At 55.1% G+C, this 15,269-nt stretch carries 11 protein-coding genes; 4 read left to right on the top strand and 7 right to left on the bottom strand.

The features are described 5' to 3' along the window. Positions 1–6: 6 nt before the first annotated feature. From FKM52_RS17840 to FKM52_RS17825, 4 genes are all read right to left on the bottom strand, one after another. Positions 7–1,761 carry a polyurethane esterase gene (locus FKM52_RS17840; RefSeq protein ID WP_141177508.1) on the bottom strand — a complete coding sequence of 585 codons (1,755 nt, stop codon included), beginning with the start codon at positions 1,759–1,761 and terminating at the stop codon, positions 7–9. A gap of 279 nt (positions 1,762–2,040) precedes the next feature. After that, positions 2,041–3,399, bottom strand: coding sequence for a TolC family outer membrane protein (locus tag FKM52_RS17835; protein WP_141177507.1), 1,359 nt, complete (start codon positions 3,397–3,399; stop codon positions 2,041–2,043). 3 nt (positions 3,400–3,402) lie between these two features. Next, complete coding sequence (locus tag FKM52_RS17830) at positions 3,403–4,740, bottom strand: HlyD family type I secretion periplasmic adaptor subunit (RefSeq protein ID WP_141177506.1); 1,338 nt, start codon at positions 4,738–4,740, stop codon at positions 3,403–3,405. A gap of 9 nt (positions 4,741–4,749) precedes the next feature. Continuing rightward, positions 4,750–6,489: a type I secretion system permease/ATPase gene (locus FKM52_RS17825; protein WP_141177505.1), complete on the bottom strand. Its 1,740-nt coding sequence runs from the start codon at positions 6,487–6,489 to the stop codon at positions 4,750–4,752. 520 nt (positions 6,490–7,009) lie between these two features. Here FKM52_RS17825 and metF point away from each other — a divergent pair. After that, complete coding sequence (metF, locus tag FKM52_RS17820) at positions 7,010–7,912, top strand: methylenetetrahydrofolate reductase (protein ID WP_141177504.1); 903 nt, start codon at positions 7,010–7,012, stop codon at positions 7,910–7,912. A 62-nt stretch (positions 7,913–7,974) separates the two neighbouring features. On the opposite strand, the gene ppc is transcribed toward metF, so the two are convergent. From ppc to argE, 3 genes are read right to left on the bottom strand one after another with little or no spacing between them, the layout of a single operon-like run. Next, positions 7,975–10,626: a phosphoenolpyruvate carboxylase gene (gene ppc / locus FKM52_RS17815; RefSeq protein WP_141177503.1), complete on the bottom strand. Its 2,652-nt coding sequence runs from the start codon at positions 10,624–10,626 to the stop codon at positions 7,975–7,977. A 25-nt stretch (positions 10,627–10,651) separates the two neighbouring features. Then, entirely contained in the window at positions 10,652–10,900 is a 249-nt protein-coding gene (locus FKM52_RS21745; protein WP_167519759.1) for a hypothetical protein, read from the bottom strand. After that, the gene (gene argE / locus FKM52_RS17810; RefSeq protein ID WP_141177502.1) at positions 10,869–12,017 is read right to left on the bottom strand and encodes an acetylornithine deacetylase; all 1,149 of its coding nucleotides are present in this window, start codon (positions 12,015–12,017) and stop codon (positions 10,869–10,871) included. The genes FKM52_RS21745 and argE overlap by 32 nt, the downstream gene beginning before the upstream one ends. A 179-nt stretch (positions 12,018–12,196) precedes the next feature. Here argE and argC point away from each other — a divergent pair, with 179 nt between their 5' ends. The 3 genes from argC to FKM52_RS17795 are packed head-to-tail and all read left to right on the top strand — an operon-like array spanning position 12,197 to position 15,228. Then, positions 12,197–13,201 (top strand): N-acetyl-gamma-glutamyl-phosphate reductase, encoded by a 1,005-nt coding sequence (gene argC, locus FKM52_RS17805; RefSeq protein WP_141177605.1) that lies wholly within the window; start codon positions 12,197–12,199, stop codon positions 13,199–13,201. Between the two features lie 13 nt (positions 13,202–13,214). Continuing rightward, positions 13,215–13,991, top strand: coding sequence for an acetylglutamate kinase (gene argB, locus FKM52_RS17800; protein ID WP_141177604.1), 777 nt, complete (start codon positions 13,215–13,217; stop codon positions 13,989–13,991). A gap of 25 nt (positions 13,992–14,016) precedes the next feature. After that, on the top strand, positions 14,017–15,228 hold the full coding sequence (locus tag FKM52_RS17795; protein ID WP_141177501.1) for an argininosuccinate synthase: 1,212 nt from the start codon (positions 14,017–14,019) through the stop codon (positions 15,226–15,228). The last annotated feature ends 41 nt before the right edge of the window (positions 15,229–15,269 follow it).

The following is a 15,269-nucleotide window of genomic DNA, read 5'->3' as shown; positions in this document are numbered from 1 at the left end:
GCGCGCTTAGGCCAGTACGAACTGGCTTTCATGCAGCTGATCGAGCGTGACGCCTACCAGCGTGACGCTGCCCGCATCGCAGGTAAACTGTACGCCGTCCTCACACTGCGACAGATAATCCAGATAGTTGCCGTTGGCGGTGGTCTGCGCATTAACCATAAACGCCAGCTTGTCATCCTGACCGAAGCCGTAAACGGTTTTATTGCCGATATCGTTGCCGGTCAGCAGGATGATGTCGTCGCCGCCGTTGATATAAATGATGTCATCGCCTTGCTGACAGATGAACACGTCGCTGCTGTGAGAACCGTGCATCACCGTATCCTGAGCGGAGCCCATCAGCCAGCTGGTCTGGTCAACGTAGAAGCCGCCGTTTTCCGGCGCGAAGATTTCGCCGCTGCGTTCGGTGCTGGCGTGTACGGTATTGGCGTAGGTAAGGGAAAGCTTGCCGTCCAGCGTCAGCCCTTCGTTGGTCACCTCATAGGTGAGGTAGTTGTCCCAGAGAAACCAGTAGGTTTCCTTTATCGCCTCGACATCGTGCAGCAGGGTGATGCCGCCGTCGGCCCCCTTAATGGCAAGAATGCCGTCGGCCAGTTGCGCAATAGAGGTTTTGCTGATTTCACCCTGCAGATCGAACAGATCGTAGCCCGCGCCGCCGTCGATAAGGTTAAAGCCGCCCGCATCGCGGAAGCTGTCGTCGCCGGCAAAGCCTTCCAGGTAGTCCATACCTTTGCCGCCGGCAATCAGGTCCGCTTTATCGGAGCCAAAAATAAAGGTCGGGCCTTCGTGCGGTTCGGCAAAGCGGTTCAGATCCGTTACCCAGGTTTTTTCGCGCATTTCATCAGACATACGGGAAACGATAACCGTGGAATCTCTGTTGGTGATTTGATAAGTCAGAGAGTTAAGTATGCTCTGTAAACCCTCAATATAATTTACAGCATCGTGGCCTGCCCAGGCTCCCCACGTCTGTCCGGCAATAGATAAAATAGTGAAATCTTCAGAGCCATAATAGTCATTGAATATCACCAGGTTGTTAACGCAGGTATCCAGCGGCTTGTCATGCTCAAAGAAAGTACCGGGAAAGTTAATTGATGTGCCTTCCAGCGCACGATAAACCGGATCGTTTTCACAGCCGATATTCAGCACCTTATCATCGTAGGTATTTTGCACCGGCGAGGAGATGGCGATATAGCTGGAATCTTCATAAAAACCGTCCCAGGCATTGTTCGCCGAGGCCATCGCCGTACTGTTTACCGCCATGCCGCCCAGGCTCATACCGCTAAAAATAACGTCTTTGCCGGAAAGCCCGTTTTCCGTGGCCAGGCGGGCGACGCAGCTCAGCAAATTGCCAAAGGCGTTGCTGACATAGGTTTCGCTGAATTCGTTTTCCAGCGCAATCAGGATATCGTGCAGGCTATCCGTCATGGTGTTGAGCTGTTCGCCAGGGACGCCTTTCACATCACCGGTTCCCCAGTAGCACACGCCGATCGAGACTAAATCTCCGGCATCGTTATATTTACCAAATACGTTAACCTGCGCAGACCAGTAAAACAGCGTTTCGCCGTTAAATATATTGTGCTGGTCAAAGGATCCTGAATAGGATAAATCCTGCGCGCTTAAAACTTTCCAGCCGCTTTCAGCAGCGCGCTGCTGAAAAGAGGTATCCAGCGTAAAGCCGGCCAGCTCAGTACTGTAGGCGTTTAGCGTCAGCGCATCGTTAATTAACGCTATATCGTTTTTATTTTGATAATCAAAAATAGCCATTGGCATTCCTTTTGCTGTAAGTTTAATTAAATATCCTGAAGAATAAGGTTATTTTTTTAATATATAAGTAAAACACCCAGATAAAACCTGAGCTGGCGTAAATTACTCCTCTCTCTGCCGGCTGGCTTCAGGACGAGTAAAATACAGGGCGGCTTAACCGGAGTAATGGTTAATGTAATTATGCTGTTATTCGCAATGCGACAGCCTGTTTAATTGCCGTTTCTCTTTTTTATCGGCGCTTAATAATTAAACAGGCTATTTATGAGTTAGCCAATAGCATTATGATGAAAAATAGTCGGCGATGATTTTCAGTTTGTCGGGCGTAAGCTGGCCGGAATAGTAGTTCAGCATTAGCCAGGCGCGCATATGTTGATACTGTTCATTAATTAAATTCAGCCGCGCGCCGTAGAGCTGGTATTCCGCATTGAGTAAATCCATATTGGTACGCTGGCCTGCCTTAATTCCCTGGCGGGTGGCCGTAACCTGAATTTCCGCCGCCCTCACCGCCTTTTGATACGCTCCCAGGCGCTGGCCGGCGTGGCGGCACTGGTCAAAATAGTTGTGCAGGTTATTCACGATCTCATTAGTGCTTTTTTCTAAATCAAACTTGCTTTGGTTATAGCGCGCGTTGGCCTGTCTGACGGCGGCGCGGCTGTAGCCGCCTGAATAAAACGCATAGTTAAGCTGGATGCCGACGCTGCTGCTGTCGTAGCGTTGATCGATGGTGGTATCGCTGGAGGAGTGGCTGATACTGTGCGAGGCATAGAGCTGAACGCGCGGAAAAAATCCGCCGCGCTGCTGTTCGCGGTGATAAAAGCTAATCTGCAACTGCTGCCTGGCCGCCGCCAGCTCAGCATTCTCTTTCAGCGCGATCTGCTGCCACTGCGCAAAATGGAGCGGAGAGAGTGGAATTGGCTGAAAAGGCTCCGGTAGCAGCCTGTCGAGCTGAGCCAGGTTGGCGATCGGCTGCCCGATTAGGCTTTCCAGCGTTCTGTGCGCCTTATCCTGTTCATCCTGTGCGGCAAACAGCTCTGCTGCGGTTAGCGCCAGGCGTGATTCCGTTTCTGCTATCTCAGTAACCGTACCTTCGCCGGCATGCAGCCAGCGGTGGTTTTGCTCAAGCTGCCGCCGCAGAGCGGCCTGTTGCTGCTGCGTCAGGGCGACTTTTTCCTGTGCGGCGATCAGGTCGAGGTAGCCGTTAACCACCCGCACCGCCAGTTCCATAAAGCTGGCGCGCCATTGATCGTTTGCCATTAGCGTCTGCGCGATTCCCAGCTGATAGCTGGCCCACGCTTCGTAATCAAAAAGGGGCTGAGTTAACGTGACTGAACCGCTTTGCGACTGATAGCGGCGATGGGTGATGACCTTTTCCATGTTTGGATTCAGTGCGCTTTTGCGCTGCGGCACCTCGGCGGTTTGCCAGTTTCTTACGCCGTTCTGGTAGGAAAGGTTAATGGAAGGCAGCAAGGCTGCACGCCCCATCGCCTTATACTCTTCGCCCGCCATTTTTTCTTCAACCGAGGCGCGGAACTGCGCATCCTGCTGCTGGGCCAGGGCGTATATTTCCATAATGCCGATGGCGCGGGCCGGCAGACAAAAACCGCAGCAAAACAGCAGCATGATTATCTTGTGATGCATCAGTTACTCCTCGGTCAGAGCGGTAGCGGTGCGATCCCAGACCGGCTTGAAGAGATAGCTCAACAGCGAACGCGCCCCGGTTTTAATCAACACGGCAACCGGCATGCCCGGTCGAATATCTTCATGTCGCAGCAGCGTCATCCCCTCGTCGCTGACGGTAACCTGGATAGCGTAATAGGGGGCGCCGCTTTTTTTATCGATAAGCCGGTCAGGCGAGACGAGGCTGACGCGCCCCGGAATTACCGGCGTGCGGTTTTGATTCAGCGCGGTAAACATCATATTGACCGGCAGCCCTGGGGTAACTTTATCAATCAGATCGGCAGTGACCTGCGCATCAATAATTAACGGCGTGTTATCCGGCACAATTTCCATTAGCGTTTCGCCAGCGGAAAGCACGCTGCCGGGCGTTAACACCGCAAGGGACATTACCGTTCCGGATACGGGGGCGACAATAGCGGTATGTTTAAGATCCTCCGCGGCAATCTGCATATTATTTTGCTGTTCGTTAATGCTGGCGGCGGCTTTTTCGAGCTGGGTGTGAACCTCTTTATCGTATTCACGCTCTATTTGATCGATTCGCTGTTCAATCTCATCCCGTTTTTTCTGATTAACGGCTATTTGTCCTGCCAGCTCTTCCGCCTGACCTTGCGTATCGTGCTGCTGGCGTTCTAATTCGCGGTAGCGATTGAGCGGCAGAAAATGTTCTGCCACCAGCTCCTTCATATCGTGCAGCTGCTGTTGCAGACTGGCGTTAAGCTTGCGTTTCAGGGCCAGGGCGCGCTGCAGGCTTTTTATCTGCTGTGTCAGGCCGGCCAGCATATGCTGGCTGGTATTTACTTCGCTGAGCAGGGCATGCCGGCGTGCGGCAAGCAGCTGGTTTTGCAGAGCGATAACGGCTTCCCCCTGCGCCTGCCACTCTTCCTGACGAAGCGCGGCGGGATAGCGCGGCGTCGCCTGCTTATCCCGCTCCGCTTCCAGCCGGGCAACGGTAGCCACGGCGGAGAGATATTTATCCCGCGACTGCTCATAGCGCGCCAGAGCTGCGGTGCGGCTTAAGGTAATCAGCGGCGCATCGGCCTGAACGCTGTCACCCTCTTTTATCCAGACTTTATCGACAATGCCATTAACCGGCGTCTGCACCATTTTCCGGTTACCGGAAACAATAACGGTGCCTGATGCCGTTACGCCTTTATCCAGCGGCGCAAAAGCAGCCCAGCTGAAAAAACCGATAACGCCGATAAAAATGATGGCCAGCCCCATCCGCTGGTAATAATGCTCATCCTTTCCACGATGGGCGTTTTCATCGGGCGTCGGGACAATAAAATCTTTTTTCTGATCCATCAGTAACTATCATCCTGTTAATCCAGCCTGTGTCGTTTCTTCGGCGCCAGCCTGAGCAGCCTTGCTTTTTACCGTCGCCGCGCTGATTAATTTGTTTAATACCGCAGGGGTGGCGCCGAAATCTTTTACTTCTCCTGCCTGTAAAACCAGCAGCTTATTAGTTAGCGTCAGCAGCTGTTTGCGATGGGTAATCAGAATGACCGTAGCGTTGCGCTTTTTCATGGCGGCCAGCGCCTGCGCCAGCGCCAGTAAGCCCCTGTCGTCCAGACTGGCGTCCGGCTCATCGAGAATCAGCAGTTTTGGATCGCCATACAGCGCCCTGGCCAGGGCGATGCGCTGCTTTTGGCCGCCGGACAGGCCAATACCGGTGGGCGTATCGTAACCGGCGGGTAAGCGCAGGATCATCTCATGCACGCCGGCCAGCTTAGCGGCCTCGATGGTTTTTTCCGGATCGACCTGATTAAAGCGGGCGATATTTTCTGCGATGGTGCCGGGAAATATTTCGACTTCCTGCGCCAGATAGCCCAGCGATGGGCCCAGCTGTTCGCGATTCCACTGTTGTATATCCGCACCGTCCAGGCGAATGGCGCCGCGGGTGGGCGGCTGCAGGCCGGGCAGCAGCCGCGCCAGCGTACTTTTTCCTGAGGCGCTGGGGCCTATAATGCCCAGTATATCGCCCGCCGCCAGGCTGAAGTTTATGTTGTGCAGAATGTTCGCCTCGCTGTTATGCGGCGAGACCAGCGTCAGATTCTCAACTGAGACGTTCCCTTCGAGCGCGGGCAGCCGCATCTTTTCGGCGGCGGGCGGATGTTGAGAGAGCAGCGCTTCCAGGCGATTCAGCGCGCTCCAGGCGCTGCCCCACTGCTTCCAGGCAGCGATCAGCTGCTCAATAGGCGCCAGGGCGCGTCCGAGTAAAATTGAACCGGCGATCATCATACCCGGCGTCAGCTCTCCCGCGAGCGCCAGCCAGCCGCCGACGCCGAGAATCAACGACTGCAGGGCCATACGCACAAAGCGCGTGACTGAAGTCAGGCGCCCATTATATTCACTGGCCTGGTGCTGTAGCTGGATAAACCTTTCATGCAGCCCCCACCAGCGTTGCTGGAAGGCGGGCAATAGCCCCATTGCCGCGATGGTGGAGGTATAGCGAAACGTCATGCCGGCGGTATTTCCCGAACGGTGGGACATTTCTCCTGCCTCTTTCATTGGCTGCTGGATAATTCTATGGTTGATTGCTGCCAGCGCTATTAATATTAGCGCGCCGGTGAAAGAAAACAGGCCCAGCCACGGATTAAAAAGAAAAATAACCAGAATGAACACGGGAAACCATGGCGCATCGATAAAAGAAAAAATGGCGTTGCCGGTAAAAAATTGCCTTACCGTAGTGACATCGCTTAAATAATTTTCGGCGTTCTTGCTTTGTTGCTGAACGCTGGCGGCAAAAGCTGCCTGATAAACCGCCAGGCTCAGATGGCGATCGATTTTTTTGCTGATGTTAATTGCAATCATGCTGCGGCAGTATTCCAGCAATGCGATGGTCCCCAGCGCGCCAAGAACCATAACCGTCAACATCAGCAAAGTCATTTCGTTACGGGAGGGCAATACCCGATCGTAAACCTGTAGCATATAAATCGAAGGGGATAAAACCAGCAGGTTGGTCAGCGCTGAAAAAAGGATAACCGAATATAGCGCGCTTTTATGATGCCTGAAAATAGTAAAGATAAAGGTTATGGCTGGTGATAACGGCATGCTGCTTCATCCCTGAAGGTTTGATAAATGGTATTGTGATAACAGGCAAAGATATTCCATTCTTTGCATAATACGTTTCCTGAACATAATAAGCAGGCAAATTATTTGGTTTAAGTTATCGATCTATTTTTATGGTATCACAAATTTTTTTAGCGATGCCCGGTTCTGGAGTTGTAAATAAAGAAAAACTTTTTGTTATTTTTCTTAAAAATTATTTTAAGAGAATAAATAATTATAAATAAATATTCAATGTTTGTTTTATAAGCAATATCATAATAAGCGGGTAAAAAAAGGAGCATATCTTCCGTTTACGTCAGTTTCTCTCTCTGCTGTTGGGCCAGCGCTGGCGGTGGTGTAACTTTTTCATCTGCCATGAAAGAAAATCACCGGCTTCTGGCTGCTTTTCAATTGACAACAAAGTGCGCAACACGCATCTTATGGCTATGTGGACGTCTATACGTTTAGATGTGTAACGACGTACCAGCGTAATCACTTAGAGATTGATTAAGGCAGAGCGGATATGAGTTTCTTTCACGCCAACCAGCGCGAAGCGCTGAACCAAAGCCTGGCAGAGCTGAACGGGCGCATTAACGTATCTTTTGAGTTTTTCCCGCCGCGCACCAGCGAAATGGAAGAGACGCTGTGGAGTTCTATCGATCGTTTGAGCAGCCTCAAGCCGAAGTTTGTTTCGGTTACCTATGGCGCTAACTCCGGCGAACGCGATCGCACCCACGCGATTATCAAAGGCATTAAAGATCGCACCGGGCTGGAAGCGGCGCCGCATCTGACCTGCATTGATGCTTCACGCGAGGAGCTGCGCGCTATCGCCGAGGATTACTGGCATAACGGCATCCGTCATATCGTGGCGCTGCGTGGCGATTTGCCGCCGGGCAGCGGCAGACCGGAGATGTACGCTACCGATCTGGTGGCGCTGCTGAAGGAAGTAGGGGATTTTGATATCTCCGTCGCCGCCTATCCGGAAGTACATCCGGAAGCCAAAAGCGCCCAGGCCGATCTGATCAACCTGAAGCGTAAAATCGATGCCGGCGCCAGCCGCGCCATTACGCAGTTCTTCTTTGACGTGGAGAGCTATCTGCGCTTTCGCGACCGCTGTGTCGCGACCGGTATTGATGTGGAAATCGTGCCGGGCATTTTGCCGGTATCCAACTTCAAACAGCTGCAGCGCTTTGCCGCGATGACGAACGTGCGGGTTCCCGGCTGGATGAACACGATGTTCGCCGGGCTGGATGACGATGCGGAAACGCGCAAAATGGTCGGGGCTAACGTGGCGATGGATATGGTGAAAATCCTCAGCCGCGAAGGGGTGAAAGATTTTCACTTCTACACGCTGAACCGTGCAGAGATGAGCTACGCCATCTGCCATACGCTGGGCGTGCGCCCTGCTGCGGCGCTGGTTGCCTGATTTCCCACGCCGCACATAAAAAAGGCTCATACCTGACGGGTATGAGCCTGTTGTTACGCCGGTTAGCCGGTGTTGCGCATGCCCGCCGCCACGCCGGCGATGGTCACCATCAGCGCCTGCTCGACGCGCGCGTCTGCCTCTTCGCCTTTGGCCTCCTGCGCGCGTGAGCGGTGCAGCAGCTCCGCCTGCAGTACGTTCAGCGGGTCGGTGTAGACGTTGCGCAGGGCGATAGATTCGGCAATCCACGGCTCGTCGGCCATCAGGTGTGAATCGTTGGCGATGGTCAGCACCGCTTTAATATCCGCCGCCAGCCGATCGCGCAGTTCCTTACCCAGCGGCCAGAGCGAAGCATCTACCAGGCGCTGATCGTAATATTCCGCCAGCCATAAATCCGCTTTGGAAAACACCATTTCCAGCATGCCGAGCCGGGTGGAGAAGAAGGGCCAGTCGCGGCACATGGTTTCCAGCTGATCCTGCAGGCCTTCGTCCATCGCCTGCTGCAGCGCCGCGCCCGCGCCGAGCCAGGCAGGCAGCATCAGGCGGTTCTGCGTCCAGGCAAAGATCCAGGGGATGGCCCGCAGCGATTCAACGCCGCCGCTGGGGCGGCGCTTGGCCGGGCGAGAGCCCAGCGGCAGCTTGCCCAGTTCCAGCTCCGGCGTTGCCGAACGGAAATAGGGGACAAAATCGGCTTTTTCACGTACGTAGCCGCGATAAATCGCGCAGGATGCCGCAGATAGCTGATCCATAATGCTGCGCCATTCGTTTTTCGGCTCCGGCGGCGGCAGCAGGTTAGCTTCCAGGATAGCGCTGGTGTAGAGCGACAGGCTGGCGACCGCCACTTCCGGCAGACCATATTTAAAGCGAATCATCTCGCCCTGTTCGGTAACGCGCAGGCCGCCTTTCAGGCTGCCCGGCGGCTGGGAAAGCAGCGCCGCCTGCGCCGGAGCGCCGCCGCGCCCGATGGTGCCGCCGCGTCCGTGGAACAGCGTCAGCGCGATGCCCGCTTTTTCGCAGGTTTTAATCAATGCATCCTGCGCCTGGTACTGCGCCCAGGAGGCGGCCATCACGCCCGCGTCTTTCGCCGAGTCGGAATAGCCGATCATTACCATCTGTTTGCCCTGAATAAAGCCGCGATACCAGTCGATGCTCAGCAGCTGCGACATAACATCATTGGCGTTGTTCAGGTCATCAAGGGTTTCAAACAGCGGAGCGACCGGCAGCGCAAAGGGGATGCCCGCCTCTTTGAGCAGCAGATGCACCGCCAGCACGTCGGAAGGGGTTTTTGCCATGGAAATAACATAGGCGGCGATGGAGCCGCGCGGCGCTTCCGCCGCAACGCGACAGGTTTCCAGCACTTCGCGCGTTTCTTCGCTCGGCTCCCACTGGCGCGGCAGCAGCGGACGTTTGGAGTTCAGCTCGCGGATCAGGAAAGCCTGCTTATCCGCCTCCGACCAGCTTTCATAATCTCCCAGGCCGAGATAGCGGGTGATTTCGGCGATCGCTTCCGTATGGCGCGTGCTTTCCTGGCGCAGATCGATCCGCACCAGCGGCACGCCGAAACATTTCACCCGGCGCAGCGTATCCAGCAGCAGACCGTTGGCGATGATGCTCATGCCGCACGCCTGCAGCGATTGATAACAGGTGTAAAGCGGCTCCCACAGCTGATCGTTAGAGATCAACAGCCCTTCCGGACGCGGCAGGCGCTCGCCCTTCAGGCGGCGTTCCAAGTAATCCTGGGTGGTGGTCAGCTGGGCGCGCAGGCGTTTCAGGATCACGCGGTAAGGCTCCAGCGCCTGCGGATCGCCGCACAGCGCGCGCAGTTCATCGGTACACTCCGACATCGACAGCTCGGAAACCAGCACGCTGATATCGCGCAGGAAGAGATCGGCGGCCTTCCAGCGGCTGAGCTGCATAACGTGGCGGGTAATGCTGGCGGTAACGTTGGGATTGCCGTCGCGATCGCCGCCCATCCAGGAGGTAAACTGTACCGGCACGAAATCAACCGGCAGCGTAAAGCCGAACGTCTCTTCAACCTGTTCGTTCAGCTCGCGCAGAAAATTGGGTACGCCTTCCCACAGGCTGTTTTCCACTACCGCAAAACCCCATTTAGCTTCATCAACAGGGGAAGGGCGATGTTTACGAATTTCATCGGTATGCCACGCCTGCGCCACCAGCTGCCGCAGGCGGCGCATGATCTGGTTGCGGTCATAATCGGTGAGATCGTTATGGTCGAGCTGACGTAAGCAGGTATTAACTTCGACCAGTTTGTGGATCAGGGTGCGGCGGGTGATTTCGGTAGGGTGAGCGGTCAGAACCAGTTCCAGCGACAGAGATTCAATTGCCTTGCGAATATCCGCCTCGTTCAGATCGGGCTGCTGCTTGAGACGCTCAAAGGCTTTTTTCATCAGCTCCGGATGGTTGGCGCCTTCTCCATGCGGCGAAATGGTCTGGTACTGTTCGGCAACGTTGGTCAGGTTAAGAAACTGGCTGAAGGCGCGCGCGACCGGTAAAAGTTCATCATTGGAGAGATTCTGTAGCGTGGTGAGCAATTCCTTGCGATGCGCATCGTTGCCCGCGCGGGATGACTTGGAGAGTTTGCGGATAGTTTCCACCCGATCAAGAATGTTTTCTCCCAGCGCATCCTTAATCGTATCTCCCAGCAGTTTGCCGAGCATACTGACATTACTTCGCATTGCGGAATATTGTTCGTTCATATGACCCCTGACACCCTTCTTGTCTTTAATTTTCGCCCTGGCGGGCATAACGCCGCCTTTTATCTAGCCATGTAACTGCCGATTCGTCAATTGCACAAAGCGCGTCGGCTGCGGCGGTTAAATCCCGGTAATTTAAGAAATTTAACAACCCTGAAGTGGGATAAGTTATTCTTATCGGCAAAGTCGGAACTTTGCCGGGGAAAACCGCCATTTTTGCAGTGAATTGCCCCAAATGCTGCCAGTCAGTAACAGAAATGGTTAACCAGTTGTCCAATCAGCAAACGCGTCGGCTTAATAAATGCCATATCGATAAATTCATCCGGCTGGTGCGCCTGATTAATTGAGCCAGGACCTAATACCAGCGTCGGGCAGATTTGCTGAATAAACGGCGCCTCGGTGCAGTAGTTCACTACTTCGGTCGGCGTACCAAGCAGCTTTTCCACTACCTGAACCAGCTCATGGTTATGCGGGCACTCATAGCCGGGGATCGGCGGATGCAGCTCGGCGACGGTCAAACGCCCCGGCCAGCGGGCGCTCACCGGCTCCAGCGCGCCGTTTAACAGTTCGTCTAAATCGCTTAGCGTCAGCCCCGGCAGCGGGCGAATATCCATATGCAGCTCACAGCAGGCGCAGATGCGGTTGGCCGCGTCGCCGCCGTGAATATGACCAAAATTCATCGTGGGATAAGGAATCGCGAAGCCGTCGTGGTGATAGCGCTCCTTCAGCGTATTACGCAGCTGCATCAGGTGGCCAATGGCCTCATGCATCAGCTCAATGGCGTTTACGCCACGAGCCGGATCGCTGGAATGACCCGACTGGCCTTCAATGCGAATGGCGTTGGAAAGGTGGCCTTTATGCGCGCGCACCGGCTTCAGCGAGGTCGGCTCGCCGATGATCGCGCAGTCCGGGCGCAGCGTGGCCGATTCAGCAAAGTATTTTGCGCCCGCCATCGTTGTTTCTTCATCCGCCGTGGCAAGAATACAGAGCGGCTTTTTTAGCTGGCGGATATCGGTATCGCGCAGCGTATCAAGAATGAAGGCGAAAAAGCCTTTCATATCCGCCGTACCTAAACCGTACAGCTTGTTGTCATATTCGGCCAGCGTAAAGGGATCGCGCGTCCAGCGTCCGTCATCAAAGGGCACCGTATCCGTATGGCCTGCCAGCAGCAGCCCGCCAGCGCCTTCGCCGCTTTTAGCCAGCATATTGAATTTATGGCGCGTGCCTGGCACCGGCTGCACCTCTACCTTAAAGCCGAGATCGCGGAACCAGCCCGCCAGCAGAGTGATTAAATCCTCATTGCTTTGATCGAGCGCGCTGTCGGTAGCGCTGATGGAAGGCGTGGCGATTAGCTGGCGATAAAGTTCGATAAAAGGCGGTAATTTTGTCTTCACTGTTGACGGTCCTTGAGTTAGGATGTATCAATATTCATGCAATAATAGTGAATAAAAATACAATAACGTGCGCAGGATGGGAACTGAAAAAGCCCGCCGGCTAACGTTGGATTTCATGGGCGCGCGGCAATGAGGCTGCACACCGGGTTTGAATGACAGTAAATAAGGTAAACGGCCTGATGTTGAACACGCTGATTGTTGGTGCCAGCGGCTACGCCGGGGTAGAACTGGCAACCTTTCTGAATCGTCATCCGCATATGAACATAGCCGCTTTAGCGGTTTCAGCGCAAAGCCCCGATGCGGGAAAACGCCTTTCCGAACTGCATCCACAGCTGAAGGGCATCGTCGATATGACGCTGGAGCCGCTCAGCGACGCCTCTGCCTGGGCTGGCAAGGTGGACGTGGTGTTTCTCGCCACCGCTCATGAAGTCAGTCACCATCTGGCGCCGCAGTTTCTGGCGATGGGCTGCGTGGTGTTCGATCTTTCCGGCGCGTTTCGCGTCAAGGATGCCGCGTTCTATGCACGTTATTACGGCTTTACGCATCAGCATAGCGCATGGCTGGAGAAAGCGGTCTATGGCCTGGCGGAATGGCAGCACGAGGCGATTAAAGAGGCGCAGCTGATTGCGGTGCCTGGCTGCTATCCCACCGCCTCGCAGCTGGCGCTGAAGCCGCTAATCGAGGCCAATCTGCTGAGCGATGCGCAGCGGCCGGTGATTAATGCCACCAGCGGCGTAAGCGGCGCGGGCCGTAAGGCGACGTTAAATAACAGCTTTTGTGAAGTCAGCCTGCAGCCATACGGTATTTTCACTCATCGTCACCAGCCGGAAATTGAAACCCATCTTGGCGTGCCGGTGATTTTTACTCCGCATCTCGGTAATTTCCCGCGCGGTATCCTCGCTACTATCACCTGTCGTCTGCGCGCCGGCGTAAGCCGCGCCGACGTGGCGGAAGCGTTCCACAACGCTTATCAGGATAAACCGCTGGTGCGCCTCTATGAGCAGGGCGTACCGGCGCTAAAGGCGGTGGTGGGGCTGCCGTTCTGCGATATTGGCTTTGCGGTGCAGGGGGAACACCTGATTGTGGTAGCGGCGGAAGATAACCTGTTGAAAGGCGCGGCCTCGCAGGCCGTGCAGTGCCTCAATATTCGTTTCGGTTTCCCGGAAACCGAGTCACTTATCTGAGCGGATAAATATGATGACGACTCCACTGATTATCAAACTGGGCGGCGTGCTGCTCGATAGCGAAGAAGCGCTGGCGCGTCTGTTTACCGCGCTGGTGGCTTACCGGGAAGCGCACCAGCGTCCGTTGTTGATCGTTCACGGCGGCGGCTGTCTGGTGGATGAGCTGATGAAGAAGCTCTCTCTGCCGGTGCAAAAGAAGCATGGCCTGCGCGTTACGCCTGCCGATCAAATCGACATTATTACCGGCGCGCTGGCGGGTACGGCGAATAAAACCCTGCTGGCCTGGGCGAAAAAGCATCATATCCCGGCGGTTGGTCTTTGTCTGGGCGATGGCGATATGGCTAACGTGACGCAGTTTGATGATGAGCTGGGCCATGTCGGCAAGGCGCAGCCGGGTGCGCCTGCGCTGTTAACGATGCTGCTGCAGGCGGGCTATATGCCGATCGTCAGTTCGATTGGCATTACCGAGGCGGGCGAACTGATGAACGTCAACGCCGATCAGGCGGCGACGGCGCTGGCGGCGACGCTGGCGGCGGATCTGATTTTACTTTCCGACGTTAGCGGTATTCTTGATGGCAAAGGCCAACGGATTGCTGAAATGACGGCGGCAAAAGCGGAGCAGCTGATTGCCCAGGGCATTATTACCGACGGCATGATTGTTAAAGTTAATGCGGCGCTGGATGCGGCGCGCACGCTGGGACGTCCGGTGGATATCGCCAGCTGGCGCCATGCCGAGCGGCTGCCTTCTCTGTTTAACGGCGTGCCGATCGGCACCCGGATTCACGCATAAAGAAACTACTTTCAAGGATTAAGAAATGCAAAATCAAGGCATTAAAAAAATCGTTCTGGCTTACTCCGGCGGCCTGGATACCTCCGCTATTATTCCGTGGCTGAAAGAGAACTACGGTTGCGAAGTGGTCGCCTTCGTGGCGGATATCGGCCAGGATCGTGAAGATTTGGTCGGCGTTGAGAAGAAAGCGCTGCAGTCCGGCGCTTCAGAATGCCATGTTGCCGATCTGCGTGAGGAGTTTATCCGCGATTACGTTTATCCGGTATTGCAGACCGGCGCGCTGTATGAAGGCAGCTATCTGCTGGGCACCTCAATGGCGCGTCCGATTATCGCTAAAGCGCAGGTTGAACTGGCGCTGAAAGTGGGCGCCGATGCGCTCTGTCATGGCGCTACCGGTAAAGGCAACGATCAGGTACGTTTTGAAACCACCTATACCGCGCTGGCGCCGCAGCTGAAAGTGGTAGCGCCGTGGCGTGAATGGAACCTGCGTTCCCGCGAAGCGCTGCTCGACTATCTGAAAGAGCGCAATATCCCGACGACCGCCTCACTGGAAAAAATTTACAGCCGCGATGAAAACGCCTGGCATATCTCTACCGAAGGCGGCGTGCTGGAAAGCCCGTGGAACGCGCCGAATAAAGATTGCTGGGTCTGGACCGTCGATCCGCTGGAAGCGCCGGATCGGCCGGAGCAGGTCACGGTAACGGTAGAAAAGGGCCGCGTGGTAGCCGTTAACGGCGAAGCGTTGAGCCCGTTCCAGTGCCTGGAAAAACTCAATGTGCTGGGCGCCAAACATGGCGTTGGCCGTATCGATATCGTTGAAAATCGTCTGGTAGGCATTAAATCACGCGGCTGCTATGAAACTCCCGGCGGCACTATTATGGTTAACGCGCTGCGCGCGGTGGAGCAGCTGGTGCTGGATCGCGACAGCTTTAAATGGCGCGAGCAGCTGGGGCTGGAGATGTCTTACGTAGTTTATGACGGACGCTGGTTCGCGCCGCTGCGTAAATCGCTGCAGGCCGCCGCTGAATCGCTGGCCGCCGAGGTTAACGGCGAAGTGGTGCTGCAGCTTTATAAAGGCCAGGTGACGGCGATCCAGAAGAAATCACCGAATAGCCTCTACTCCGAAGAGTTCGCCACCTTCGGCGAAGATGAAGTTTACGACCACAGCCATGCCGGCGGCTTTATCCGACTGTTCTCGCTCTCTTCACGCATTCGCGCGCTGAACGAGAAACAATAAACGGTAAGGGCGATGCCTGCGCGTCGCCCAGGAAAAAGCCA

This window comes from Mixta tenebrionis (assembly GCF_006517625.1).
GTDB lineage: Bacteria > Pseudomonadota > Gammaproteobacteria > Enterobacterales > Enterobacteriaceae > Mixta > Mixta tenebrionis.
The sequence above is the reverse complement of the archived record's forward strand: the minus strand, read 5'-3'. Positions and strand labels throughout refer to the sequence as shown.